26 protein-coding genes are annotated in these 25102 nt (G+C 33.9%); 4 read left to right on the top strand and 22 right to left on the bottom strand.

Annotated elements, in window-relative coordinates; translation table 11 throughout:
• Positions 1-99: 99 nt before the first annotated feature.
• Both ACWV26_RS08840 and ACWV26_RS08835 read right to left on the bottom strand, forming a co-directional pair.
• Positions 100-768, bottom strand: a complete 669-nt coding sequence (locus ACWV26_RS08840) for a reverse transcriptase-like protein (RefSeq protein ID WP_455897979.1) — start codon at positions 766-768, stop codon at positions 100-102.
• A 149-nt stretch (positions 769-917) separates the two neighbouring features.
• The gene (locus tag ACWV26_RS08835; protein ID WP_455897978.1) at positions 918-1898 is read right to left on the bottom strand and encodes an NAD(P)H-dependent flavin oxidoreductase; all 981 of its coding nucleotides are present in this window, start codon (positions 1896-1898) and stop codon (positions 918-920) included.
• A 178-nt stretch (positions 1899-2076) separates the two neighbouring features.
• On the opposite strand from ACWV26_RS08835, the gene ACWV26_RS08830 reads away from it, so the two are divergent.
• Positions 2077-2898 (top strand): exonuclease domain-containing protein, encoded by an 822-nt coding sequence (locus ACWV26_RS08830; RefSeq protein ID WP_455897977.1) that lies wholly within the window; start codon positions 2077-2079, stop codon positions 2896-2898.
• A 52-nt stretch (positions 2899-2950) separates the two neighbouring features.
• Here the strand turns inward: ACWV26_RS08830 and ACWV26_RS08825 are convergent, their stop codons facing one another.
• The 11 genes from ACWV26_RS08825 to ACWV26_RS08775 all read right to left on the bottom strand — a co-directional run bounded on the left by ACWV26_RS08825 (position 2951) and on the right by ACWV26_RS08775 (position 11441).
• Positions 2951-3778, bottom strand: a complete 828-nt coding sequence (locus ACWV26_RS08825) for a MerR family transcriptional regulator (protein WP_455897976.1) — start codon at positions 3776-3778, stop codon at positions 2951-2953.
• Between the two features lie 193 nt (positions 3779-3971).
• On the bottom strand, positions 3972-4394 hold the full coding sequence (locus tag ACWV26_RS08820; protein WP_455897975.1) for an OsmC family protein: 423 nt from the start codon (positions 4392-4394) through the stop codon (positions 3972-3974).
• A 13-nt stretch (positions 4395-4407) separates the two neighbouring features.
• Positions 4408-5154: an amino acid ABC transporter ATP-binding protein gene (locus ACWV26_RS08815; RefSeq protein ID WP_455897974.1), complete on the bottom strand. Its 747-nt coding sequence runs from the start codon at positions 5152-5154 to the stop codon at positions 4408-4410.
• 12 nt (positions 5155-5166) lie between these two features.
• Positions 5167-5808, bottom strand: coding sequence for an amino acid ABC transporter permease (locus ACWV26_RS08810; RefSeq protein WP_455897973.1), 642 nt, complete (start codon positions 5806-5808; stop codon positions 5167-5169).
• 18 nt (positions 5809-5826) lie between these two features.
• On the bottom strand, positions 5827-6654 hold the full coding sequence (locus ACWV26_RS08805; RefSeq protein WP_455897972.1) for a substrate-binding periplasmic protein: 828 nt from the start codon (positions 6652-6654) through the stop codon (positions 5827-5829).
• 20 nt (positions 6655-6674) lie between these two features.
• Positions 6675-7301: a TetR/AcrR family transcriptional regulator gene (locus ACWV26_RS08800; RefSeq protein WP_455897971.1), complete on the bottom strand. Its 627-nt coding sequence runs from the start codon at positions 7299-7301 to the stop codon at positions 6675-6677.
• 117 nt (positions 7302-7418) lie between these two features.
• Positions 7419-7958: a cysteine peptidase family C39 domain-containing protein gene (locus ACWV26_RS08795; protein WP_455897970.1), complete on the bottom strand. Its 540-nt coding sequence runs from the start codon at positions 7956-7958 to the stop codon at positions 7419-7421.
• A gap of 106 nt (positions 7959-8064) precedes the next feature.
• Positions 8065-8784 (bottom strand): Fe-S oxidoreductase, encoded by a 720-nt coding sequence (locus tag ACWV26_RS08790; RefSeq protein WP_455897969.1) that lies wholly within the window; start codon positions 8782-8784, stop codon positions 8065-8067.
• Between the two features lie 154 nt (positions 8785-8938).
• Complete coding sequence (gene queF / locus ACWV26_RS08785; RefSeq protein ID WP_455897968.1) at positions 8939-9439, bottom strand: preQ(1) synthase; 501 nt, start codon at positions 9437-9439, stop codon at positions 8939-8941.
• Between the two features lie 216 nt (positions 9440-9655).
• Complete coding sequence (locus tag ACWV26_RS08780) at positions 9656-10528, bottom strand: ABC transporter permease (protein ID WP_455897967.1); 873 nt, start codon at positions 10526-10528, stop codon at positions 9656-9658.
• The gene (locus ACWV26_RS08775) at positions 10482-11441 is read right to left on the bottom strand and encodes an ATP-binding cassette domain-containing protein (protein ID WP_455897966.1); all 960 of its coding nucleotides are present in this window, start codon (positions 11439-11441) and stop codon (positions 10482-10484) included. The genes ACWV26_RS08780 and ACWV26_RS08775 overlap by 47 nt, the downstream gene beginning before the upstream one ends.
• 212 nt (positions 11442-11653) lie before the next feature.
• On the opposite strand from ACWV26_RS08775, the gene ACWV26_RS08770 reads away from it, so the two are divergent.
• Positions 11654-11872, top strand: a complete 219-nt coding sequence (locus ACWV26_RS08770; RefSeq protein ID WP_455897965.1) for a hypothetical protein — start codon at positions 11654-11656, stop codon at positions 11870-11872.
• Between the two features lie 267 nt (positions 11873-12139).
• A complete protein-coding gene (locus ACWV26_RS08765; RefSeq protein ID WP_455898209.1) occupies positions 12140-13366 on the top strand; it encodes an MFS transporter in 1227 nt (408 codons plus the stop codon).
• Between the two features lie 73 nt (positions 13367-13439).
• On the opposite strand, the gene ACWV26_RS08760 is transcribed toward ACWV26_RS08765, so the two are convergent.
• Both ACWV26_RS08760 and ACWV26_RS08755 read right to left on the bottom strand, forming a co-directional pair.
• A complete protein-coding gene (locus tag ACWV26_RS08760; RefSeq protein WP_455897964.1) occupies positions 13440-14348 on the bottom strand; it encodes a hypothetical protein in 909 nt (302 codons plus the stop codon).
• A gap of 285 nt (positions 14349-14633) precedes the next feature.
• A complete protein-coding gene (locus ACWV26_RS08755) occupies positions 14634-17834 on the bottom strand; it encodes an SNF2 helicase associated domain-containing protein (RefSeq protein ID WP_455897963.1) in 3201 nt (1066 codons plus the stop codon).
• Between the two features lie 279 nt (positions 17835-18113).
• Here ACWV26_RS08755 and ACWV26_RS08750 point away from each other — a divergent pair, with 279 nt between their 5' ends.
• The gene (locus ACWV26_RS08750; protein ID WP_455897962.1) at positions 18114-19550 is read left to right on the top strand and encodes a PQQ-dependent sugar dehydrogenase; all 1437 of its coding nucleotides are present in this window, start codon (positions 18114-18116) and stop codon (positions 19548-19550) included.
• A 128-nt stretch (positions 19551-19678) separates the two neighbouring features.
• Here ACWV26_RS08750 and ACWV26_RS08745 read toward each other — a convergent pair whose 3' ends face one another.
• The 7 genes from ACWV26_RS08745 to ACWV26_RS08715 form a co-directional block, all read right to left on the bottom strand.
• On the bottom strand, positions 19679-20254 hold the full coding sequence (locus ACWV26_RS08745) for a hypothetical protein (protein WP_455897961.1): 576 nt from the start codon (positions 20252-20254) through the stop codon (positions 19679-19681).
• Between the two features lie 395 nt (positions 20255-20649).
• The gene (locus ACWV26_RS08740) at positions 20650-20886 is read right to left on the bottom strand and encodes a hypothetical protein (RefSeq protein WP_455897960.1); all 237 of its coding nucleotides are present in this window, start codon (positions 20884-20886) and stop codon (positions 20650-20652) included.
• Between the two features lie 815 nt (positions 20887-21701).
• A complete protein-coding gene (locus ACWV26_RS08735) occupies positions 21702-21956 on the bottom strand; it encodes a hypothetical protein (RefSeq protein WP_455897959.1) in 255 nt (84 codons plus the stop codon).
• A gap of 14 nt (positions 21957-21970) precedes the next feature.
• On the bottom strand, positions 21971-23824 hold the full coding sequence (locus ACWV26_RS08730) for a glycohydrolase toxin TNT-related protein (protein WP_455897958.1): 1854 nt from the start codon (positions 23822-23824) through the stop codon (positions 21971-21973).
• Positions 23821-24132, bottom strand: coding sequence for a hypothetical protein (locus tag ACWV26_RS08725; RefSeq protein WP_455897957.1), 312 nt, complete (start codon positions 24130-24132; stop codon positions 23821-23823). Before ACWV26_RS08725 ends, ACWV26_RS08730 begins: the two co-directional genes overlap by 4 nt.
• A complete protein-coding gene (locus ACWV26_RS08720) occupies positions 24129-24797 on the bottom strand; it encodes a DUF5081 family protein (RefSeq protein WP_455897956.1) in 669 nt (222 codons plus the stop codon). The genes ACWV26_RS08725 and ACWV26_RS08720 overlap by 4 nt, the downstream gene beginning before the upstream one ends.
• Positions 24794-25099, bottom strand: coding sequence for a WXG100 family type VII secretion target (locus tag ACWV26_RS08715; protein ID WP_455897955.1), 306 nt, complete (start codon positions 25097-25099; stop codon positions 24794-24796). The genes ACWV26_RS08720 and ACWV26_RS08715 overlap by 4 nt, the downstream gene beginning before the upstream one ends.
• Between the last annotated feature and the right edge of the window lie 3 nt (positions 25100-25102).

Raw genomic sequence — 25102 nt, 5'->3', positions numbered from 1 at the left:
AATAAGTTGGTTAAATATTTTTTTCTATCAAATAGTAATTAACGCACAAAAATCTTCTCCGATTTGTTGGGAGAAGATTTTTGGTTTGTAAAGAATAAATCAATCATTTTCAAGAACTAGTTCAATTTGTGCAACAATCTCGATACCATGTATCGCTTGCGTTGCCAATCGATCCGCTTCAGTGTTCATTTTTCTGGAAACATGTTCATATTCCGGCTTAATTCCTAAATTTTTTAATTTATCATCAATCCGATCAGCAAAGCTTAATAATTCGGGTTCCATTACTGCCCATTCGCCACTCATTTGGTTCACAACAACTTGAGAGTCTCCAACAAATCGGACATTCATATTTTTCACATTTAATAATTCAAGTTCTACAATACTTAAATTTAAAGCTGCATATTCGGCTTCGTTATTTGAATTTAAGCCCACTGTTTGAGCATTTTTTCTTAGTCTGTATGGTTTGCCATTTTGTTCAAAGTAAATTGCGCACCCAAGTCCAGATACTTTTGTTTGTCGATCATAACCACCGTCAAAATAGACAGTGATATTATGCGGCTCACCCTCTACCTCTGTTAAATATTTCTTCATTTCTTTTAATGTCCAAGTACTATCGTGTTCATCGATGAAAGTTATACTTTTAGCGCGCCCTGTTTTCTCGATATCCTGGGCTAATTTCAACCCAACTTCTGCAGGAATTTCATCTGAACGAAAAATAGCTTCGGCGCCTTTTGGTGTTCTATAAACCCATTCGATCATAATGTTCATCATAGGTCCTCCAACGTCTGTAAATTATTATTCTGCTACTCATAACTGTTATGTTTTCCATTTTAATCATTAAATATTAACAAAATTAAAGACTGAAGATAACTTTAGCTTCCAAGTTTTCAACAGTCTTTAAGAAATAGGTTAACCTATTAATGTTCTACTGGGTTTTCTTCTAAAATTCGATCTATTCTTTTTCTGCTAGAATCTGCGACTTCAATCATCGTATCAAATAATTCTTGAACAGATGGAACATCATGAATAAGTCCCATCACTTGGCCAGCCCAACCAAATCCTTCTTTTAGATTGCCATCATAAATGAAATTACGATTTGCTTTTCCACTTATCATATCTTTTAGCTCTTCATAAGTAGCATCTTTTTGTTCTAAACGAACAATTTCTTCGGTAAATTCTGTTTTAATTGTTCTTCCAGGTGCACCTAAGGAACGCATAATCACAGCTGTATCTGTTTCTTTACCATTTATAATTGCTTGTTTATATGCTTCGTTCGCATGAACACATTCTTTTGTTGCGATAAATCGTGTACCCATTTCAATTCCTTCGGCTCCTAGTGCAAACGCTGCAAGCAATCCTCTACCATCTCCAATGCCTCCACTAGCAATCACTGGAATTGAAACGGATTCTGCTATTCTTGGCACAAGAACCATCGTACCAATATCTTCACGACCTAAGTGCCCTCCGCCCTCTTGTCCGACAGCCATTACAATGTCCGCTCCTAATTCTTCCGCTTTCTCAGCTTGTCTTACCCCAGAAACTAATACAAGTTTGCGAATATCTTCGTTTTTTAGCCTTTCTAATACTGGTTGTGGATTACCTCCAGTAATCGAGATTGCTGATACTTTTTCAGCTATAGCAACTTCCAATAAATCTTCGTATTTTCCATCATGCCTAGAAATAGCAAAGTTTACACCAAATGGTTTGTCAGTCAATGAACGAATTTTACGGATTTCTTCTTTCAGCTTTTCCGGTGTTCCAAGGGTTGCTGCAGTGATTTGTCCAAGTCCCCCAGCATTTGATACTGCTGCAGCTAACTCAGAATAGGCAAGATAAGCTAGTCCACCTTGAATAATTGGATATTTAATACCTAAAACTTCTGTTACACGTGTTCTCATTTATTACACCCCCGAAAAATTCTTTATAATTCAATCTTTCTAATTAATAGTATACGAAATTTTCTATCAATTTCATATTAAATCTACCTCAACACTTTTATACTATGATTGAATTGTTTCGTTATGTATGTGATAAAATAAAAAGAAATTATTAGATGTATCAATAGGAGGCAGTTTTTTGGATTTTATTGCAATAAGCATAGACACAGCAAATCAATGGAGGGATAGTATTTGTTCCATTGGTCTCATAAAAGTCGTTCAGAACGAAATAACGGATTCTCTATTTACATATATAAACCCTGAGCAATCATTTGATGAATATCACACGTCCCAACATGGAATAACAGAGGATATGGTCCAACATTCACCTACTTTCAAGGAGTTTTATCCTATACTAAATGAATGGCTTACGAATCAGACTGTAATTTCATATTATCGAGCATTTGATTACGCGGTGCTTGAAGAGTCCTGCATGTCGATCAATCAACTTATGCCATATTGTGATTTTGGTTGTACTCTCTCCTTTTCAAAAACGAAAATGACTAATCAAAAGTATTTTTCAATACATACTCTAGCTAATCACTATGGTATATCCCTTGAACTTTCAAAATCAGAAATAATTGCTCAACTTGTATTACATTTTGAAAAGTACATTGATGGCTTTAACATACATGACTTAACCAAATCTAAAATGATTACTCTATCTAATTCCACATATATTCCCTCAACAACTTACTTCAAAGGGAAAATGATTGTGATTACAGGAGGACTAGAAGGACTAACTCGCTCAATGGCAGCTAAGAAGATTCAATCTCTCGGAGGAGTATTTAGCAATTCATTAAATACTCACACTGATATATTAATTGTCAGTAATAGCAGTTGGAATAATCTATCATTAGGTCATAAGAGTTCGAAACTATTAAAAGCTGAGCAATTAATGAAAGATGGTCATTCCATCGAAATTATTCAAGAAGAAAGAATTAAGAACTACTTTAAATAGTCTTGTCATGAACACAATTAAAGGAACCACAAGAAAACTTGTGGTTCCTTTTTTAAATATCTACCTTTGGATAAATCCTGATTCGAATTTCCTTCATCCATTCATCTGCATAATTTGAGATTACGCCATCCACTATTTTCCGAATATATAGAGGACCTTCTGTACGGTAGTTATTGACTTTTGCGAAACGAATTAACTTATCTATGTTTTTCTTTTCATTCATCGTATTCGAGTGTTCTTTATATCGGATGACAGCAAATTTTCCATCATCAATTATTTTTATTTTGTCTAACTTTTGATTCTTTTTGTAATCAACTAACATGAAAATCCCATCATATAATGAATGTTTATTTTCTAATATTTTAATATAACCTATATTTCCTATGGTATAAGGAAAGTTTAAATCGTTATTCTTTTTAAGCTGTCTGATTTCTGATTCCATATTTTTTAAAGAATCGAATTTTTTATTGACTTCAACAATGTGGTGAGATTTAATTTGTTCAATATAAGGTTTTCCAATACTTTCATTGTTCTTGGAATTTTCCAGCTCTCTAACGCTCGAAATTAGTCCAATCTCAATTTGTTTTAATACTTCAATCTTATCTCGCGTTATTTTCCGAACACTATCTAAAATTGAAATAAAATCATCTAGGCTACGATTCTCAAGTTGTTTTTTTATATCTTTTAAAGGAATCCCCATTTTTTTTAAATATAAAATAATATCTAACTCTTTAAATTGTTCAGCAGTATAGTAGCGATAACCTGAATAAGCATCCACAAAGTATGGCTTAAATAAACCAATATCATCATAATAACGAAGTGTTTTAATCGATAAATCATTTAATCGAGCCACTTGGCCAATAGAAAATTTGTTATTCATGAAATTTCCTCTTTCTCATTACTGTATGTATATTATAAAATATTTTCATCAGGAATTGACAATATTTTCAGTAATTAAACCAATAATCTTAGGTCTTCGATATTATAATATGAAATAAGAAAGAGGATATTTTGTATGAATAGAAAAAAGCAAGGAGAATTTTCATGCTTCTCCTTACTCATTATAAAAAATATTATTCAAAAGGTACGTCTTCACCATTTAATATAAGTGAATGCGCTATTTCTGCTTTTAACGATGCAGATACCGCACAGTATTTTTTTTCACCTAGCTTAATCGCTCTCCAAATTTTATGTGCATCGATTTCACCATCGACTTTAAATGTAAGGTGTGCTTTCGTAAAAGCAGTTGGCATTTCTTCGCGACGAGTTCCATCCACGATAATCTCTATGTTTGTGATTTTATCTAAATGTGGTTTTAGTATCATCGTGACATCTATACCGATACAACCTGCGACTGAACTTAACAGCATTTCTGTTGGTGTTGGAGCTTTTCCTTCACCACCATAATTTGCTGTTGCATCCATTGACATCGTATAACCTGATGCTCCAACTGCTTCAAATGCGCGTCCGCCTTGCCATTTTGCTGTAATTTGCATTTGCCATTCCTCCTTAAAATTCGTTCACTTGTTTTAAAAATTGCTGAGCCCTAGGTGTTTGAGGATGTTCAAAAAAGGTTTTAGGTTCTGCATCTTCGACAATCACTCCGTCTGCCATAAACAATATACGATTTGCTACATTTTTTGCAAAGTTCATCTCATGTGTAACGATGACCATGGTCATTCCTTCTTCAGCTAAACTTTTCATTACTTTTAATACTTCTCCTACTAATTCTGGATCAAGCGCTGAAGTGGGTTCGTCAAATAGCATTAACTTAGGTTCCATTGCTAAAGCTCTAGCAATAGCTACACGTTGTTGCTGTCCTCCAGATAGCTGTGAGGGATAACTTTCTTCTTTATCTGCTAAACCTACTCTATTTAGTAAATTAGATGCAATTTCTTGTGCTTTCGATTTTTCCATTTTCTTCACAACTAACAGTGCTTCCATAACGTTTTCTACGACCGTTTTATGTGGATATAAGTTGAACTGTTGAAAAACCATCCCCGTCTCTTGACGAATCGCATAAATTGCTTTTTGAACTATTTTTTTTGATGCTTGTGCATCAATTTCTTGGCCGTTTACACTAATCGTACCCGAAGAGATTTCTTCTAAACCGTTAATACATCTTAAAAATGTACTTTTCCCTGAACCACTCGGCCCAATAACAGCTACTACTTGATGTGCCGGGATAGTTAGATTGAGATCCTTTAAGACCTCATTACTTCCATAGTTTTTATAAAGTTGCTTTATTTCAATCATGACACACACCTCCTAGTATACAGATAATCGCTTTTCTACTTGGTTTAAGATGAATGTAAAGAACGTACTCATAATCCAATACATAATCCCTATTGAAAGATAGAAAGGCATGTATACATAATATTGAGCGACTAATAGTTGAGCTGAACGCATCAATTCAGTTACCGCAATTACTGATACTAGAGAAGTTTCCTTTAACATACCCACGAACGTATTGCCAAGTGGTGGGATGGCATATCGTATGGCTTGAGGAATAATAATTCGTTTCATCGCTTGTCTTTCTGTCATTCCTGTAGCAAGAGCTGCTTCCGTTTGTCCTCTTGGCACAGACTGTATCGCACCACGAAAGGCTTCTGAAACATATGCGCCTATATTAATACTTAATGAGATATATGCTGCTGTTAATGGTCCAAGTTCAATTCCATAGTCCACTAAACCATAATAGACGATTACAATTTGAACTAATGGTGGTGTTCCTCGAATAATAGAAACATAGGTTCTTGCGATACTACGAAGAAAGCGATTGCCCTTAATTCGAGCAATCGCAGCAAGTAAGCCTATGATTAAACCAAAGAACATGGATACCACTGTGATGAGTAATGTGTAATATGCCCCTTTCAATAGAAAAGGAATATTTTCAATGATTAAATCCATGCGTATTTCCTACTTTCTTTATTCTGCTGGTGGTTCCTCATTAAACCATTTAACGTAGATTTTTTTGTAAGTTCCATCGTTTTTCATATCTTGTAACGCTTTGTTGATTGCATCAACTAGTTGAGGATTCCCTTTTTTCACAGCAACGGCAGCTTTGTCAGATTTAATTGGTTGTCCTACCGCTTTAATTTTGTAACCGTTTTGTTCAACAATCGGTTTTAATGCAAATACATTATTAATCGTTGCATCGATACGCCCTGCATCTAAATCTTTTAAAGTTGTGATGACATCATCGTACGTATTAATTTTAAAATTGCCAACTTTTGGCATTAAATCATTTCTCAAATATGTTTCATCATTTGTTCCTAGACCAACACCAATTGTTTTGCCTTTAAAATCTGCTGTTGATTTGATATCTGTGTTATCTTCTTTTACAATAGCCTTTACTTCATTTGTGATGTAAGGATCTGAAAAATCAATTGCTTTTTTACGTTCGTCTGTAATTGTAACTTGGCTGACAAGCACATCAAATTTTCCTTTTTGTAATCCTGGGATTAAACCAGAGAACTCCTGTGCTACAAATTTTGGTTTCACATTCAAACGATTTGCAATTTCTTTCGCAATATCAACGTCAAATCCAGTATATTGTTTATCTTTTCCCATAAAGTTGTATGGTGCATAAGTTCCCATAATGCCTATGGTCATTTCGCCATTTCCTTGAATTTGTTGAAGCTTATTACCAGTCGCATTTTGAGTAGCACCTTTATTTGTACTTGTACCACCGCATGCACTAAGCACAAGTACGGATGCGGCAACTATAAATAACAGCCATTTTACTTTTTTCATGTAATTATTTCCTCCTATTTTCATACACCGAATATTCCAAAGAATTCAAAGTGTACGGTTTCCTTAATTATTTGCTTCAATTTTTTGTCAGAGAATGGATGATCTTTACTAGGTTTTGGAAATAACCACCTAGATAATACACCTTCAAACAAGCTCATAATAAACACCGCTTGCATTTTTGGTTCAATTGGTTGACTTACCATTCCTAACTCTTTTGCTCTTTCAATATTTTTGGCAAAGGCATCTTCCATATCCGCCTTAATTTCATCAACCTTTTGTTGCAAAATGGGTTGAGAGTGGATTCCTTTTAATAGTATGTACATTAAATAGGGATTTTCCTCGGCAAATTGAAAAATATGTTCAAATAAAAGACTCGTTGATTGAACAGATTCTTCTATTGAAGCTTTCGACTTTCTATACCCAATAGCAATAGCCTTTAGCACATTTTCTCTGCCTTTTTCTAGCATCTTGATCGCAATAGTTTCTTTGCTGTCAAAATACCAGTAAAATGTTCCTTGAGATACATTTGCACGGGCTACAATATCGGAAATTTTCGTATGCTCATATCCGACCGTTGCAAATAATTCAAGTGCTATGCTAATCAGTTGTTGTTCTCTTTCTTGTCTACGAATATCTGCTTGTACCATAACTTTCACCTCAACTGACTCACTAGTCAATTAAATCCTATAAGATTACTAACCATTAGTCAATATATTTGACTTATCTTTTGAAAAAAATTTATAAGTTAAAACTTGTTCAATTATTTAATGATTCATAAATACAATCCCACGTCCAGTAAAGCTTGCCAGCAACCGCTTTTCTGAAACAGTGCTATTGAGTTTGCCCCATTTTGATGGGTCTCGGAATGATATCATCATTTCTCCGTCTTCCATATATCTTCCGCATATGACGATTAAATGCCCACCCTTTCGACCATCTTCAGGTAATTTCCCAGTGACGGATGCAATAACTGGGCCATAATTCGTTAGTAACATCTCAAGCTCTTCTCCATCATTTATAGAAAGGGGTTTTGCTTGTATACCATATTTCTCTACAATGTTTGCTAACCCTTGATGAATCCAGCCTTTTTCACAATATGCATTTAATTGGATCCCTTCTATAAGTAAATTATATGCCGAAGGAACTTGTAACTGATAGTGACCCATAATCATTCTTAAGCATGCTAACCCGCATACGCTTTCGCCCCAATACTCTCCATCTTTACCATCAACAAGTGTATTTTCTTTCCATTCCCCTTTTTCAAAGTGTTGTCCAAAACGAGGTATACTATGACAATAATTCAAAATGAAGTCTCCATTCTAATTATGTAATTTATTCATTCTTTTCATGTACTGAATTTATTATTTTCAAGAAAAAGAGAAGCACATGATTGTATGTGCTTCACTCTTATTATACATGTTCAAGTGGACAATATCCGCAAGCGCCAAGTCCTGGAATATCTTTTGATAAACAACATGATTTTCGAATTGGTTGGTTCACAAGTGAAGCAGGTGCTTTGCCCTTTGTATAATCATAAAATAATGATTGATCACTAAAACGAGCCCAAACTTCCTTTGATTCCAGCGTTTCTAAATCTTCCATTGCTCTATCAGCAAGCATTGGGTTATCCAGTAATTTAGCATATACTCCTACTATATGAACAAAAAAGTTATCCCAAATAACTCGGGGTGATATGGAGGTAGTATTTCGCAAATCTTGCACAATTTGATAACATTGTTTATATAGGATTGTCGAAATCACCGTTTCACGCTCCGAATCATCTACATAACGCCAATCATTTGGATTGGCAAACATACAAATTGTATAGAGCCCATTTTCATTGGTTGCATCAAATTGCAAATCCCGTTCATTTCCATCCCAAATTTCATCGAAAGCCGTTAGCATATAAAATTGCATTGCGATAAATTGGCCAAATCGTTTCGAAAAATGAGAAATCGCTGCAGTTTTTGATGATGCATTCGTAATACCAATCATTAAGTCCGCAAACTCGGTTTCTTGGAAAAATTCTTTATGAACACGTTCTAATGTAAAAAGAGTACGCTTTGGATTTGTCGTATAAACATTGTATGTATCAAGCATCAACACTTGATCCATTGTTAGTGCTGGCATATAATCACCTGATTATTTTTAGGATTTCTTCTCAATCATATTACATTTCAAAAATTTTCGCTTAAATTTTTGATATACAATATATTCGTCAATAAGCATTTAAAAAAAGCTTCCTTACATGAATAAGTAAGAAAGCTACGATATCTCATTTGCCTTAGCGATTATCTACTTTCTCAGGGTAAAGATCATGGTTTAGCAAACGATGTTCTGCCATTTTTTCATATTTTGTACCGGGACGTCCATAATTACACCATGGATCAATTGATAATCCACCACGTGGTGTAAATTTACCCCATACTTCAATATATCGAGGGTCAAGTAATTTGATTAAATCATTCATGATGATATTGACGCAATCTTCATGAAAATCCCCATGATTTCGGAAACTGAATAGATATAATTTTAACGATTTACTCTCTACTAACTTTTTGTCTGGAATGAATGATATATACATTGTCGCGAAATCAGGTTGACCTGTCATTGGACAAAGGCTTGTAAATTCTGGACAATTGAATTTAACAAAGAAGTCGTTTTTGGTATGTAAATTATCTACTGCTTCTAGCACATCTGGTGTGTATTCAAATAAATATTTTGTATTTTGGTTCCCTAAAAGGGTTAAATCCTTTAATCCTTGTTCTTGCGTTCTTCCTGACATATAAAGTCCTCCTTCAAATGAAAGAAACCCATAACACAATATCCCAATAAAAAAACCACGTCCGCAAAATTTGTGGACATGGCAATTATGCATGTTCCATAGTTTTTTAAAGAGGGTTTGCGCTATGAACCTCTAAAATTTACGTCATATAAAAGAATAGTAGAATAGACTGTTTGTGTCAAGCTTACTAAAAAGTTTTGATAAATGACTTAGAAGTTATTTATTTTTTACTTTGAAAATCAATATAGACAAGACACAAAACAAAATACTTGCTCCTACGATGATCATAATGTGTGTATTTAGTGACATGACTTGTTGATGCCATTCATAGGTAACGCCATAAATAGACATGTACTTTTCTTTGGCTTTTGGCGCACCTGCAAATACTTTGCTTAATGAATCGTTCATGAATAATCCTCTTAGAAGTACAGTTGGATGGCTTAGTGGAAAGATTGTCATAAATTTTTGTACATAATCAGGGAGTGCACCCATCGGAACATAAACACCACATAAGAAACCAATTACTGTACCGATTATGGTGCTCAATGTTGAAAAAGCTGTTAGAGATTGTATAAATAAAATGCATAATAAGTTAAAAGTACTTGCTAAGATGACAGATAATAATAGTACCCCAATAATTTTGATTAGTGTAATAAAATCTACTAAATCTCCACCTGTTGCAAAAAGGAATATTTCGCAGCCAATGAATGCAATCAATGAAAATACACTACCTATTATAAAAGCATTAATTACATAGCTTATTAACAATGCACCTCTGGAAACGGGCATGGTTAAAAAATCTGCTGCACGCCTTGTTTCTAAATCCTTTACATAAATTCCAAATGAACCGAGCGTTGTAGTAATGGTTAATATGGAAAGAAGGCCAGCTACCATCCATTCATTTACCATGGTTTTCATATTTTGCGTCACTTTCACCATTTGCGAAATAGAATCCAATTGTACCTTTTGTAAGAATAATGCATATAACAAGATCACAATAATAACAGATAATAATGAGAAAAATACGGTTGCTTTTTCTCTTCTAAATACTTTCGAATGCCTGCTGATTAAGCTCATCACTGTTGCCATGTGCAACGTCACCACCCTCATTGATTCTGATAAACACATCATCCATCGTTCCTTTTAATACTTCGAACGATTGAAGAAATGGCTCTAAATCTTTTAAAATAATTAATGCGTCCATTGTTTTTTTGAGAGGAATCGTAAATGTATCTAAGTTTTTAGTGTAATTATAAGAGGATAAACGCTTTGCACCGTCTACTCCTATTTTGAAGGAAAGATGCAATTGATCAAAAGCAAATCGTTCTTTAAGTGCATTTGGTGTTCCTTGAGCTACAATTTCACCTTTTTTAATAACGACCACTTCATCCGCAACGGCTGCTTCTTCCATATAATGAGTTGTTAAAAACACGGTCATATTTGTTTCTTTTTGAAGTTGTTTTATCGCTTGCCAAACAAATTGACGAGTTTTTGGATCAAGTCCCGTCGTGGGTTCATCTAGAAATAATATGGATGGTTTATGAATAAGTGCCCGTGCAATATCAGCTCGCCTTCTTTGACCACCTGATAGTTTTCCATATTTTTTCTTTGCAATATCTTCTAAGTGCATATGTGTCGAAACAAATTGAAAGTTAGCTTGTAATTCCATTTTTTTTAAACCATAGGCCACACCTCTATGCCAGATGTTTTCAAAAACAGTTAATCGTTCATCTAGAATACTATCTTGAAACACGACACCGATTTTCTTGCGAATTTCATCATTTGCACGAATTGATCCTATGGTATGTCCTGCAACCTTCACTGTTCCCGATGTTTTTTCTGTCAAAGTGCACAGAATATCAATGGTAGTCGATTTTCCAGCTCCATTTGTGCCCAAAAAAGCAAATAAGTCCCCTTGTTTTACTTCAAATGAAATACCTTTCACTGCTTTATTTTCTTGATAGTTTTTCTTTAGATTTTGCACCTCAATTGCATTTTCCATAAATAGTCCCCCTCCTGTCTTCAAAAAATAATAAATGCTATAAACCACTATTTATAAACTAATTTTCATAGTTTTATGTCACGTAATTCCAATTTTCTAATCTACTATACCATATTAAGATTAATACCTATTTAAACATTCTGAAAAGAATATGTAAAAAATGTTTCGTATTTATATATAAAGGATATATAAATTAAAACAGAAAGGATGATATGATGCGTTATAAACACGAAGGAAAATTAGAACAAGAACGTCTATTAGATAACCCGGATTTGGTGGATACAGACAAAGAAAGCATCTTTGATATGGATGAATCAATGCAAAATGTTGATCCTATCCCTGTTGAAGAATTAAACGAACAAGTAAAAGATGAAAAAAATAAGGAAAAGACAAAATCTACTTCTTCAACGGATAAACGGTTTCCTGGATAAACTTTTATACTATTTTGCTTTAATCCCCATGTTACATTACCCAATTACAACTCAAGCAAGAAAAGGAGACTTCCATTATAAATAATGGGAGTCTTCTTTTTAACTTTGCAAATTCCTGTCTATCCAATGTGCCATTTTAGTGATCATTACTGACGATTATTTTTATCCTGATAAACAGGAATTCACAAACAAATCTTGAATAAGTATGAGACGCATTTAAGACAAAGCAAAAGGATGAAAAATATGACACAGACAAATCTATATTCAATGGATCATTGGAAGAGGAACATTATTCTCTTTCTAAGCAGTCAAACCATTTCGCTATTTGGCTCCTCTCTCGTTCAATATGCCATAACTTGGTATATCACTCTAAACACGCAATCAGGTATGATGATGACCATATCGATTATTTGTGGATTTGTTCCTGCCTTCTTCCTTTCTCCCTTTGCAGGTGTATGGGCGGATCGCTATAATCGAAAACTACTCATTATTTTGGCAGATGCCTCGATTGCTATTTCAACTTTGCTATTAGCTATTGTGTTTTTAATTGGTTATGATGAAATATGGTTACTCTTTGTTATTTCTGCTATTCGTGCACTTGGTACTGGGATTCAGACTCCAGCAGTTGGCGCTGCACTTCCACAATTGGTTCCTGCAGATCAATTAACAAGGATAAATGGTTTTAATGGAAGTATTCAATCCCTCATTATGTTAATATCCCCAATGATTAGTGGTGCAATATTTGCAACGGTTTCGATTGAATCTATCTTTTTTATCGATGTAATCACGGCTGCTATTGGAATTTCAATTCTTTTTGTCTTTGTACCTATACATTCACATGCAAAAGCAGCTCAAAAACAACAGTCTTCCTACTTTACAGATTTAAAAGAAGGATATTTGTATATCAAACAACATGATTTTATAAAAAAATTCTTTTCCTTTTTTGCGATATTTTTTGTCTTAGCTGCGCCTGTTGCCTTTTTAACACCACTTCAGGTCACAAGAAACTTTGGTAATAATGTTTGGTATTTAACTGCAATCGAAGTCGCATTTGCTCTTGGCATGTTGATAGGCGGAATAATCATTGCTATATGGGGAGGATTTAAAAATAAGATCCATACCATGATGATGGCAAGTGTTTTGACAGGTTTATGTACTTTCTTACTAGGAATTATACCAAATTTCTGGATTTACCTGACGATTACGAGTATTTGTGGTGTAGTTATGCCGTTATTTAATACCCCATCAATGGTACTGTTACAGGAAAAAGTAGAAGAAAATTTTCTTGGGCGAGTTTTTAGCATTTTAACAATGATTTCCACTTCTATGATGCCGCTTGGTATGCTGGTATTTGGCCCTTTAGCTGACTATATTGCAATTGAATGGATGCTAATTGGTACAGGATTCATGATGATGCTGCTTGGATTTTTCTTAGTTAGAAGTAAAGTTTTAGTAGAAGCTGGAAAGCCTACAGTAGAGGTAACACAAGATTAGTAGGATCTTCTCTTTTACAAATCAAAACTAAAAAAACTAAAAAGTCTGAATTGGTTAAAAACCATTCAACTTTTTAGTTTATTCTTTTATTATCTTTGCCTTCTATAATAATTTCATATGGTATTTCTTCAACAGAAAATTCTTTTTGTTTGATGTTAATTACTTCTCCGATGTGATCCTCTATTTTTTTAATTTTATTATGTAGATTCCAAGACCAGATTGATTTTTTTAAATCCGTTTTAATGATGATTTGTAGAGGAGAAGGGTTGAATGAGTATGAAAATCCTCGGTATTCCTTAAATTTTTTGTTTGCCTCTTTATTCATTGCACTGAAAATTGGCTGCCATGCTTGATCTTGTAAATCGATTTTACTTTGTTTCAATTTAACTTCAAATTTCGTATTGGTTTGTTTATAAACTGCATTCGAAATTTGTCTTTTGATTAGCCTTTGCTTACTACTGTCTAATTTATTTTTAACATCTAACTCCACAAGTAATTGGTTAGATGCAATATTTGATTCATAAGAAATTGTACTTGATTTTAATCCATGTGAATCTAGAATTTCTTTAGCACTTTCAACAGCTTTATTAACTTTTTCTGTAAAGTTTCGGTCTTTCTCTATTATTTTAGGTGTTACATCTAACTGGATTTTAAATTTCTCCATTTTTAGTTCATTTGCCATTTCGTTTAGTTGTTTTTTAATGTTCTTCTCATTTTTTTCTATAAACTTTTTATCTTTAACTTTTACTGTAAGGACTTTTTTATCCGGAGAAAAGCTTAGCCCTATCTCGTCAAACTGGTTGCTTAGTTTTGGGTGTGCTGTCTCTAAAAGTTGTTCTATTTTATCGTATTCTACTTTCGTTTGTTCCAAACTTTGAGCTACTGTAAGTTCCGTTTTTTGTTTTACGTTAATGTTTATCAAGGCAATCATTATTCCTAAAATAAATAATAATCCCAAAATAATGAAGGATTTCCTTCGCATTGTTTGACCTCCAATATAGATACCTTCTAAAATCCTATGCGACTATTTATTTTTACAGAACTTTTCTTTCATCATAAGTCTCAACAAAAAAGACTGCTTCAAAAGTATAAATCTACTTTTTTGCAGTCTGATTCATTATGCTTTTTTCAGTTCTATACGGATACCCAGTTGAAGTAACAACGATTGATATGGTGTATTAGTTCACCCTAAGAAAGAGGAGCTATTTCATTTAAATTTAAATACAATCCTACTGTTCTTCAATATTGCCAATTTTATTGGCCAGATTTATATCCCCAAAATTTCTTTTATATCCTCGTCGGTTAATGTTGCTGAAATATTTTCATCGGAATCGATTATAGTTGAAACAAGATTTCTCTTCTTTTCTTGTAGTTCATTCATCTTTTCTTCAATTGTGCCACGTGCCATAAGTTTAATCACTTGAACTTCATTTTTTTGCCCAATTCGATGTACTCGGTCAGCAGCTTGTTCCTCAACAGCAGGATTCCACCAAAAATCATATAAAATGACGGTATCTGCACCTGTTAAATTCAATCCAGTACCACCTGCTTTTAATGAGATTAGGAATAGATCCCGCTCATAATCATTAAATCGATTGCATAACTTTACCCGTTCATCTGATGGGGTCTGTCCATCTAGATAAAAGTACGTTTGCCCTCTCATTATGAGTTCTTTTCCTATCAACTTCAGCATTTTCGTAAATTGAGAAAATATCAAAACTCGTCTTCCTGAATGTTTTGATTCCTCTATAATTTTCAGAAGCTGTTCAAACTTTGCAGAGCTTCCCTTGTAACCATCAATAAACAAGGCTGGATGACAACAAATTTGTCTTAACCGTGTTAGCCCTGCTAAAATTTTAATGCGGTTTTTGTGAATGGTTTCCTGATCAAGATGTTTTAATGTCTTATGTCGAAGCTTTGCTAAATAGGCTGCATAAAGTTTCTTCTGCTCAGGTAATAACTCTGAAGATTCAACTGATTGAATTTTTGAAGGCAACTCTGCTAACACGTCTTGTTTTAATCTTCGTAATAAAAACGGACGTACCCTTTTCGCAACTGCCTTACTGGAAAGATAGCTGAATTCTTGTAACCCTTGGAATAGTTGTGGAAAAACAACATGGTAAATTGACCATAATTCTTCAAGTGAGTTTTCAATTGGTGTACCTGTCAGACCAAAACGATGATCTGCATGAATTTTTTTAGCGGCTCTTGCGGTTTGTGTCATTGGATTCTTAAATGCTTGAGCTTCATCAAAGAATACAGTATGGAATGTTTGGTTCTCATACCACTTAATATCATGTCTTAGTAATGGATAGGAAGTGATCATGACATCTATATCCTTTATATCCTTTTGTAGTTGTTCCCGATCCACTTTTTTGCCGTCCATCACCACCACCTGAGCCTCAGGAGCAAATATCATCAGTTCGTGTAACCAATTGTAAGTAAGAGATGAAGGACAAACAATGAGAACAGGCAGTTTTTTGTCACGAATGCTTGAAAGTTCTGAAACAATGTATGTAATACTTTGAATGGTTTTTCCAAGCCCCATATCATCTGCTAAAATCCCACCGAATCCATAACTAGCAAGAGTTTTCAACCATTTATAACCGTCTTTTTGATAGTCCCTTAATATATTATTTAAACTTTGAGGTACTTCTATATCTAGTGAATGTGGATGAACGAATTGATCAATAAACCTACGGGAGGATTCTTCAACTTTAAAGATATTTGAATCCAAATAATCAAGATATTTAAGTCCCTGAATCATTTGCACATTAAGGCTAGCTTCATAACCATCATCCTGAATAGGAACTTCATGTAGAAAGCGTTGAAGTTCTTCCATTTCCTTGGTTTCAAGGGAAAGGAGTGCTCCATCACGTAGTCGATAATATTTCCGTTTCTCTTCAAGTGCTGCTAAAATGTCTCGAATCTGGTTATCAGCAAATCCATTCATTTCAAACTTAAATTCCAACCAATTCATTCGATCCTTTTTATGTTTCACCCTAATTTTAGGAAAAACATTTCTTGTAACGATACGATTTCGAATTGCTGTTGTCGCAAAAATTTGTACCAATTTTTGTAGTTGTGGTAGTACATGATATAAAAATTCATACTCCAGTTCCTCATTTTGCATATAATAGCCGCCCTCTGTTTTAGAAAAGCCGCTATTATCCATGAGTTGAAGTATTTTCTCTTCTTTATCTAAATCCCTAAAAATCATTGGTCCTATTGAAATATCTCTACTTTCTAATGGTTGAATGATGGTATTTTCATATTGAAACTCTAATCCTGCTAGCAATCGATTGTTCACACGATCTAAGTACAGTTTGGCAATTAGCGGTTCTTTTAGGATTTTCTGAGTAACTGTTTTAGAAAAGTGAACTTCTCCAATTTTTTTCAAACCCGGAACAACATTATTTAAAAAATTATCAAATTGACTGTATGAAATTGAAATATGGTTTGATTCCATAGAAGGTAGCATTTTCTTAATTTCTGATAGGCGTTCAGTATCCTTTTCTTCCATACAAAATATGTTTTCTTTACTTAAAACACAATTATAAGAATCTAGAATAACCAATTGTTCAAAACCCTTTACCATAAGTTGATACCCATTTCTGTTCATTTCTTCAATTGTAAATTGAAGTGGCGGCGGGCCATTCTTTACTCGTAAACTTCCAAATGATTGACCGTTATTTTCAAGTGTTATTGGGGCATTTTCAATTAACCTTATAAATTCTCCCCACATAGATGGAGGGATTAATACTGTTTGATTAAAAAATCTCCATTCAAAACTGCTTGAAAATGAGTTCAAAAGTGTATGTTCATCCAAAATAATACCGATAAGTTGTTGAATCACTTCATCTGATATGCTAGTAAAGCAATGAATAGTTGGATCATAACAGAAATTAGAAGATACACGACTAGGTTCCCCTTGATTTACATCTTGCAGAAATTCTCGAATATTTTGTACCATCAGCTGTCCAATCTTTAGCTCTATTCCAAACAAGTACTGATCTTTAATAGTTTCTATTGGTTTGAGTATAAACTGGGTATCAAGAACTTCCCTGTTTTCAAAATGGCGCTGGTGTCCACTATTTCTTTTTGTTTGATTATGGAAGATTTTCATAAATTCATCTGTCATCACTTTATTTTTAGCTTGGTCATTTTCATCAATTGGACTAATTCCAAGTCGATGACGTTCGCTAATTGCTAACAAAACAGCCGCTACGTGTTGACAACTTTTTTGATAATTTTCTAACTTAGGACAGCTGCACACTGCTTTTATACCTTTTGCATCTTTTTCAATTGTGACCTGAAAATCTTCAGCACCATGAACTATTGCATGACAATAATCGCTTTTATACTGATTAAACGTAACTTTTTTTGCTCGATAAAAAGAATCTCCTTTTTTAAAGGCAACGGTACCGCACATTTCTTTTATCATCTTGTTTGTTACTTTTATGTCCATGTACTCCCGCTCCTTCCCTTTATCAATTTGAATTTAAATTTGGTTCATTATCTAAAGACCTTCCTATTTTACCATGTATGCATCATTCAAACTATTTCCTACAAACCTCTCATATCAATCATTTTATGTTTGTAACAATTTGCTCTACTTTAAATTCCAAGTGCTTAATTTACAAAATTAGAATGCCTTGTCAAATTCTCCGATGATATTTAGGTACTAATAGAACAGTACTTATCATATTCTTGAAAAAGATAAAAGTAAGATGGAGTGTGAGGCTATTTGAGAAAAGTCAAAGTTAGTTTACGGCCCATTGTAAATAAGATAAATTTACCTACTGTTTTGAAAACAGCAATACTTCCGGGTGACTCTATTGAAAGATTATTTATTGCAACTCAGGTAGGAGAAATCTTTTACATTGGAAATGGAGTTGTAAATACTTTTCTAGATATTCGCCAGCAAATCTTAAAACTAGGTACCTTCGAACAGGGTGTTTCGGGTAGTGGTTATGATGAACGAGGATTGCTAGGACTAGCTTTTCATCCCTTGTTTTATTATAACGGTTTGTTTTATCTTCATTATTCAGTAGCTGGAACACAAGGCCCAGGTGCTCTTTCGAAACCTTTTAAGCCTAACCCGTGTGACCCCACAACTTTGAACCAAAAATGGCTAAATAGAGAAACTCAATATGATCATATTGATACAGTTGAAGAATGGATTCTACAATCAAATGGCCAGCCTCAAAAAAGACGGACCTTACTTAATATAAGAAGACCATTTTTTAATCATAATGGTGTTAATAGCTTAAACTTTTCACCTGAAACAGGAAAACTTATTTTAACAACTGGAGATGGTGGATCGGGCTATGATCCATTTAACTTAAGCCAGGATGATATGGAAATTGCCGGTAAAATTATTGAAATAGATGTAGATAAAAATACATTTATCTATAATCCCCCGGTAGTCACACGGTTTCATGAACTTCCTGTACCTATTCAAGAAACGCTTACGGTTATTGCCAAAGGAGTACGCAATATACCGGGCATTTCATTTCAACGGTTTTACAATCAGTATATCAAATATGTGGGAAATGTAGGCCAAGATTTGGTAGAGTCAATTTTTTCATTTGTTCATTATAAACCCATACCGGTTACTCAGCTTGTTCAAGCTTCTTTAATGAAATTTCAACCTGACCAAGATGGATTTGTTAATTTTGGCTGGCGAGGGTGGGAAGGCGCATTACCTACATCGATTATAAGTGCCTGCACTGAAAATCCAAATTTAGATGATATATCAATTGCTTATTACAATGAAGCAATAAAAACTTCAACCAGACGTCTTCAGCCTTTAACGAGTTATTTCCATAAAGAACAAAGACCCGATAAGTTTGGAGGAACTGCACTTACAGGAGTGCAAGCTTATATGGGAAATGAAATCCCCAATTTAACAGGACGTGTTGTGTTTACCGATCTAGCTAGGGATGAAGACTCGGAACCTCCAGTTAGAGGTGTTTTAGCTTATACCAATGTAAGACCGGATTGTAAACTAAATGATTTTAGTATTATTGAAACCGACTATGATTTTGGGTCTCAATCAGCTTATTATGTTACTTTGGGAACGAATTTGGATCAAAGCAGATTATATTTAGGGGTTTATGGCTCTATGAAAGTGACAGACTTTAACCTAGGTACTGTTTTTGAAATTGTTCCATCACAATAAGATTCGACTTAATACCAGATAAATTTCTTAAATTTAATTGAATCGAAATTAAAACAAACAAGTGCGAAATAAGACGCACTTGTTTGTTTATTTTTCAGGACTTTTGCAAATAAATCGAAATATTATAGTCACCTAATTATAATAGTCTTTAATTTTTTTAAAAAGAATAACGCAATCTCAACCCATAACCAGCTATAAAGGAATGAAAAGAAAAATATAATTCCTACAGTTAGAGATGAAAACGAATTGGATATGGCTGGACCAAGAACGGGAAAGTGAATAACATATAGTAGACACATAATTCCTATTGTTAAAAGAATGGCACCAAGAGTGATAATGCTGAATCTCTTCTTAAAAAAGAAAAAAGCTGCACCTATGCCTATCCCTAACAAGCCTGTTGTAAAAGGAAAAACCACTAGTTCACTTGGAAATAGAATGAAGAGCAACAGGATGGTCAGAATATAAGACATCACGCCCATCCGAAGAGAAAACATGGAACCAAGCAGAATGGGTAACGTAGCAAATGGACTGATAAAATATCCGATTCCTAGTAAATAGCCACCTGCTGCTTGAAGTATAGCAGCAATACAGGCAAGAAAGCATCCTAAAACAAGCATCCTAACTTTTGTATGTTTGCGAAATTCTATTTGGGCAAATCTAACATCATCTGAAATGGGCTTTAAAAATACATCAATCCACCTCATTCAAAAGGTTTTTAGACACAATACAACGCAACATCCTCCAACTCACTAATAAGTTTCTTTTATTCATCAGTCAATTCTATATAATATGCTGTCTTTTTAAATTGCTCTCTTGTTAAATAAAACTGCCTAACCGTGTAGTCTTGACTAACTTTAACTTCGAATAAATCTTCGTTTATTTGTGTAATTTCCATCCAATTATTATCATCTAGTTGCACATTTACAGATTTAATACTTACTCACCTCTTAATCTGAATCGTATTTATGTCTATTTACTGGAAACAATGTTACCTAGCTACAAAATATTACAAGAAATATATATTTTATCTTTTCATTTATCTTTTCATATTTTTACTCTAAAAAAGGGAAATCTAGAAATTCTTTATCTTTTAATAAATTTAATGATAGGTTAATACTAATTCATAAAAATAATCAAATGCATCATTTTCATTTTCTATTTCCTTAATAATAAAATGTCCGCTTCGCTCTTTCGTCTCGTATATTCTCCACACATTGTCTTTAAATACACAACCAACAACTAATGGTGCGTCAGTCAATTCATCGATTACCACTAGGTATTCACCTGTGTTAATATTTCCCTTTTCTATGCGCTCAATGAATTCGTCTTTTGTCATTTTTCACATCTCCTAGTATTTTGGTATAACTCCGATTTCCTCTAATATCGCTCCGTTTAATATGGGCACAGTTATCCCATATTGCAATAAACCCTCTAACTATGTTTAAAACTACCATTAAGATATTTCAAATATAAACTGCTACTATATTCTTAATTAAAAGTGTATTTGAATTTGGAAGAATAGACAGCTGGACTTTGTAGCCAATATTTTAATAAGTCATTGATTTCATTCTATATTTAAGTGCTATCATTTTTAATCATTCAACCCTTACTATAAAACACACAACAAGTTTATAAAAGTAATCAAATGCATCATTCTAATCGTTAACTCCTAATAATTTAATGTCCACTGTGTTCGTTTGTCCGAAATATTTTCCATACTTCATCTTCTAAAACACATCCTAATATATATAGCTCATCAGTTATACAATCAAACACCATTATGTATTCATCCATATCAATATTTTCATAATTGATTGCTCTCTATTAAATTAATAATCCAATGTACAGCAGACCTTTCACTCCGTAAGTCACATCATCAATTTCAATATTTTCTTTATAATTTTTATAGAAACTTCATAATCTTTCTTAATTGATATAAATATTTCTTCTAAGAATAGTTCATTTTTGTTTGCAATTTATTTTTTAATAAATGAATGAAGAAAAAGAGCGTCATTAAACGAACTACAATGTTCTTTGACACTCTTTTTTGCTATTTCGATTGTTCGATTATGGTTTTTAAACTGTAATTTAAACAGGTTTGGTCATTTTCTATTTACATTTATATTCAACGTCATTCATTATTTAATAACACTATATAAAATAGCCTTTTTCTAATAAACGATTTAAAGATTTAAGTCTTGATAGAAAATTATCAAGAGCCTCTTCTTCTGATTCAAAAGTTTTTATTCTCGAAATAGCCCCTCTTTCAGACGTAGCAAATACTTCGTAGATATTATCCTTTTTTAATATTCCTACATGATTTGTTTCATAGTTAGGAGTTTGAAAAAATAAATAATTTTTTAATTTTCCGTTTTGTAATAAACGTTTCACTTCTTCATTATTCATAAAGGGAACACCTCTTAAATCATTTTTATTAATCCTAAAGATTGTAACATTTTAATAGGTAATGGTAATTGATATTGAATACCGCCACCATTAGAATTAAACTTTATTGCAGGAGCAATTTCACCCTTTTGTATTGTTAAACTTTCAAAAGAAAGATCCCAATAATTCATATAATCATCAATATCATTTTTTATTTCCATATCTAAGCAGTTATCATAATAATGCTTTATATTACCAAAATCACCAATTATTTCATATTGATGGTATTTTGCAGGATCTTCAATATAAGGTAAAGAACGTTGATCATATGGATATGGCTTCCCATTAACAGGAGATGTAAACCTACCGTCAGTTGGACCATATCTATCTATTATTTCTCCTATATAAGGTATATATGGTTCCTTTATTACATTTCCGTTTTTATCAAGCGTAAACCCATCTTGTGGAACTACAGACCAATCAATTCTACCATTTGGTTGCAATACATTAGAATCCTTTGGTATTTGAATTTCTTCAGTCCACTTTCCGAACTTCAAATAATCTTCAGCTAAATCTTCATCAATATTTTTTAAATACTTGTATAATTCCTCAGGTTTGCAGGTTGATTGTTTTAGAAGTTCCTTAGCGTTATAAGATAGCCCTTTTTCTGATTCAGAATATAATTCCTTCTCCGCCTGCATCTTCGCAATAAAATCATCAGCCTTCTTCGAAAAAGTACCCTTATTTTCACCGCGTTCAATTCCTGTACCAATTGTATCCCCGGTTGTTGTTTGTACAGTCCGAACATGGACGGGACGCAATGCTTCATCAATGAATTTCGCTGATTTCCTGATGGTGGCTTCGCCTGATTTCGATGTTACGGCCGCTACTACTGGATGTTTCAACATGTATTGAAGCTTATTAACATGTTGACTTCCTAGATGCTTGGCATTTTGGATAGCAGATGCAGCTGTTTGTTTTGTTTTGGTGGTGATATTGTCTACCGTGTTTTTGATTGGTTTGACCGCATCATCTAGTGTTCCTGCTGCTTTCGTCAAGACTTTTGCAAGGGCTGGTACATTCTTCAATACGCTTCTTACTCCCAGGCCACCTGCTGCGGGGGCTAATGCGAAGACGCCTCGCATGATTCGTTCATCATCTGATAGTTTTCTTCCAGATATAAGATCTTCACCTTTGATTGCACCACCAACATCGATTGCTGTGTAGATGCCACCTGCTACTAGACCTGCTGGTGGACAGACGATTGTGAGGCCGATGACTAAACCAGCTGCTACTATGTTGAACCAAAATTCTTTCTTTTCTTGGCCGGCTCTAATGCCTTCATATTCGAATGCGCCAGTATTTAGTGCTGCTAAGCGGTAATCTTTTTCTGAGATGTCTTGGTCCTGGTTTTGCAGCTTCCATGCCTCAAATTCTGTCTTCAGATTTTTGGAATACGTTGTGTCGGTTTCGAAAAGATCGTTTATCGTAATCTTTTCTTTGTCGTGTTTAAAGATGAAGCCTTCTTCTACATTAATTGTATTTGCAGTGCTATATGACGAGATATTCAAATCTGCCATTTTTTGAATATAGCTATCGATAGATTTATAAAACGGTTCATCCACCTTTTCATCTATAACTTTACCAATCCCTTTGGCATAATCATACAATTTCTTATAATCTTGCCGAATGGGTGTTGCATCTGTTTCGTATTTTTGGGGATTAAAGTGAATGGCACCATCTACATCTTTGGATGCAATTTCTGATTTGGAATCGTCAAATAAGTCATCTGCTTTACCATATTTACTGTCGTATTTATGTACTTCATTGACATTTTCCAAAGCATTGGCAATTTTAATCCATTTTTCTTCTTCATACAGCAATTTCACCCTTGAATCATCCCCAATCCTTTGGCGATTTCAGTTGCAAGGGCTTCATCTTCTTCAATCATACTATTCATAATTCCGTTAACAATGGAAAAGGCACGGCTATATAGATTGTTTAATTCAAGCATTCGGCTATTGGCATCTGCATAAGACCCCATAATTTCTTTTGCTTTGCCATCTAAGTAAAATTGGATATCGTTAAGCTCATCAATCGCTGGCTTCATATTTACTTCGAGCTCGTTAATGATTTTTTCGATATATTGAAGAAAAGCAACCATTTCGTCAACACTCATTTTTATTTCTTTGCTCATTGGATCTGCGCCTCCTTATAAGGAAAACGATAGAAATCATAAATCTTCTTCACAAGGAAATATTGGCTTAAGTAGTATGATGCTTCATGGTTGACGTCGATTCCGTTAAGTTTTCCGTTATTTTCAAAGAACATCCATTGTTCTGAAGTCGTTGTTTTTTTGTTATAGTCAATCGTAAAACATTCTAATTGAATGGTTGGCTTCCCTTTTTCAAAATACTCTTCAATATCTTTTAGCTGAGCAGGTTTCTTTAAATAGGTCGTATCCTCTTTTAGTGGTTCACGATTGAATAATGGATAGCCTTCCATAATTCGTTTCAAAAAGGCAAGATCTTGATGAACATAAATCTGGAATTTTCCCTCTTCACGCCATTTGATGGTAATGAGATGATTGTCTTTTCCAAACCCAGTCATGAGATTGTCAAGTCGGATATATCGATTACTTGTGGCATATTGCTCTAAAAGATGAATGACCATTGCGCCTTCTTTAGTCAATTCGTTTTCCGTTGTCATGATGTTTTTCTCAACAAGGCTCTGCTTTGCTTCTTCAAAGCATTGTCGATTATTGATCAAGAGTAATTGTTTATCTGGAAGGCCAAAGAGCAGCTGACAGTCAAACGCTTGAGCAAGTAATAATAATTCTTCTGCTGAGTATAGTGCTGTCATCCTATTCCCTCCACCTCATTAACTATTGCTTCATTCATCAGTTGATCCATATCTTTTTTTAGATTTTCTAATGATTCTACATTTTTATCTGCGGCTTCACAAACGTCTTTGTGGTACTGGATAATAAGGTCCAAAAAAGCTTGAAATTCATCTTTAGTACTTCCTGACCACACTGCACCACTTACTTTACTTGCAAATCCTTCTGCGCTCGCTATTGCATGATCTAGAGACTTTTTGATTGCTTTTGCTTGCACAATAGCCTCACTTAACTTACTTCCATCAATTTCAACATCTTGAGACATCTA

It is taken from the genome of Rummeliibacillus sp. JY-2-4R (assembly GCF_053847205.1).
The sequence above is the reverse complement of the archived record's forward strand: the minus strand, read 5'-3'. Positions and strand labels throughout refer to the sequence as shown.

What these genes read in the sequence shown, in the direction of transcription:
- ACWV26_RS08740 (WP_455897960.1), bottom strand. Translation starts at nt 20,886, where the DNA reads ATGACAAAAGACGAATTCATTGAGCGCATAGAAAAGGGAAATATTAAC.
- ACWV26_RS08825 (WP_455897976.1), bottom strand. Translation starts at nt 3,778, where the DNA reads ATGAATAACAAATTTTCTATTGGCCAAGTGGCTCGATTAAATGATTTA.
- ACWV26_RS08780 (WP_455897967.1), bottom strand. Translation starts at nt 10,528, where the DNA reads ATGGCAACAGTGATGAGCTTAATCAGCAGGCATTCGAAAGTATTTAGA.
- ACWV26_RS08840 (WP_455897979.1), bottom strand. Translation starts at nt 768, where the DNA reads ATGAACATTATGATCGAATGGGTTTATAGAACACCAAAAGGCGCCGAA.
- ACWV26_RS08775 (WP_455897966.1), bottom strand. Translation starts at nt 11,441, where the DNA reads ATGGAAAATGCAATTGAGGTGCAAAATCTAAAGAAAAACTATCAAGAA.
- ACWV26_RS08720 (WP_455897956.1), bottom strand. Translation starts at nt 24,797, where the DNA reads ATGACAGCACTATACTCAGCAGAAGAATTATTATTACTTGCTCAAGCG.
- ACWV26_RS08820 (WP_455897975.1), bottom strand. Translation starts at nt 4,394, where the DNA reads ATGCAAATTACAGCAAAATGGCAAGGCGGACGCGCATTTGAAGCAGTT.
- ACWV26_RS08755 (WP_455897963.1), bottom strand. Translation starts at nt 17,834, where the DNA reads ATGGACATAAAAGTAACAAACAAGATGATAAAAGAAATGTGCGGTACC.
- ACWV26_RS08760 (WP_455897964.1), bottom strand. Translation starts at nt 14,348, where the DNA reads ATGCGAAGGAAATCCTTCATTATTTTGGGATTATTATTTATTTTAGGA.
- ACWV26_RS08725 (WP_455897957.1), bottom strand. Translation starts at nt 24,132, where the DNA reads ATGAGCAAAGAAATAAAAATGAGTGTTGACGAAATGGTTGCTTTTCTT.
- ACWV26_RS08810 (WP_455897973.1), bottom strand. Translation starts at nt 5,808, where the DNA reads ATGGATTTAATCATTGAAAATATTCCTTTTCTATTGAAAGGGGCATAT.
- ACWV26_RS08805 (WP_455897972.1), bottom strand. Translation starts at nt 6,654, where the DNA reads ATGAAAAAAGTAAAATGGCTGTTATTTATAGTTGCCGCATCCGTACTT.
- ACWV26_RS08800 (WP_455897971.1), bottom strand. Translation starts at nt 7,301, where the DNA reads ATGGTACAAGCAGATATTCGTAGACAAGAAAGAGAACAACAACTGATT.
- ACWV26_RS08765 (WP_455898209.1), top strand. Translation starts at nt 12,140, where the DNA reads ATGGATCATTGGAAGAGGAACATTATTCTCTTTCTAAGCAGTCAAACC.
- ACWV26_RS08790 (WP_455897969.1), bottom strand. Translation starts at nt 8,784, where the DNA reads ATGCCAGCACTAACAATGGATCAAGTGTTGATGCTTGATACATACAAT.
- queF (WP_455897968.1), bottom strand. Translation starts at nt 9,439, where the DNA reads ATGTCAGGAAGAACGCAAGAACAAGGATTAAAGGATTTAACCCTTTTA.
- ACWV26_RS08735 (WP_455897959.1), bottom strand. Translation starts at nt 21,956, where the DNA reads ATGAATAATGAAGAAGTGAAACGTTTATTACAAAACGGAAAATTAAAA.
- ACWV26_RS08745 (WP_455897961.1), bottom strand. Translation starts at nt 20,254, where the DNA reads ATGAGGTGGATTGATGTATTTTTAAAGCCCATTTCAGATGATGTTAGA.
- ACWV26_RS08715 (WP_455897955.1), bottom strand. Translation starts at nt 25,099, where the DNA reads ATGTCTCAAGATGTTGAAATTGATGGAAGTAAGTTAAGTGAGGCTATT.
- ACWV26_RS08815 (WP_455897974.1), bottom strand. Translation starts at nt 5,154, where the DNA reads ATGATTGAAATAAAGCAACTTTATAAAAACTATGGAAGTAATGAGGTC.
- ACWV26_RS08770 (WP_455897965.1), top strand. Translation starts at nt 11,654, where the DNA reads ATGATGCGTTATAAACACGAAGGAAAATTAGAACAAGAACGTCTATTA.
- ACWV26_RS08835 (WP_455897978.1), bottom strand. Translation starts at nt 1,898, where the DNA reads ATGAGAACACGTGTAACAGAAGTTTTAGGTATTAAATATCCAATTATT.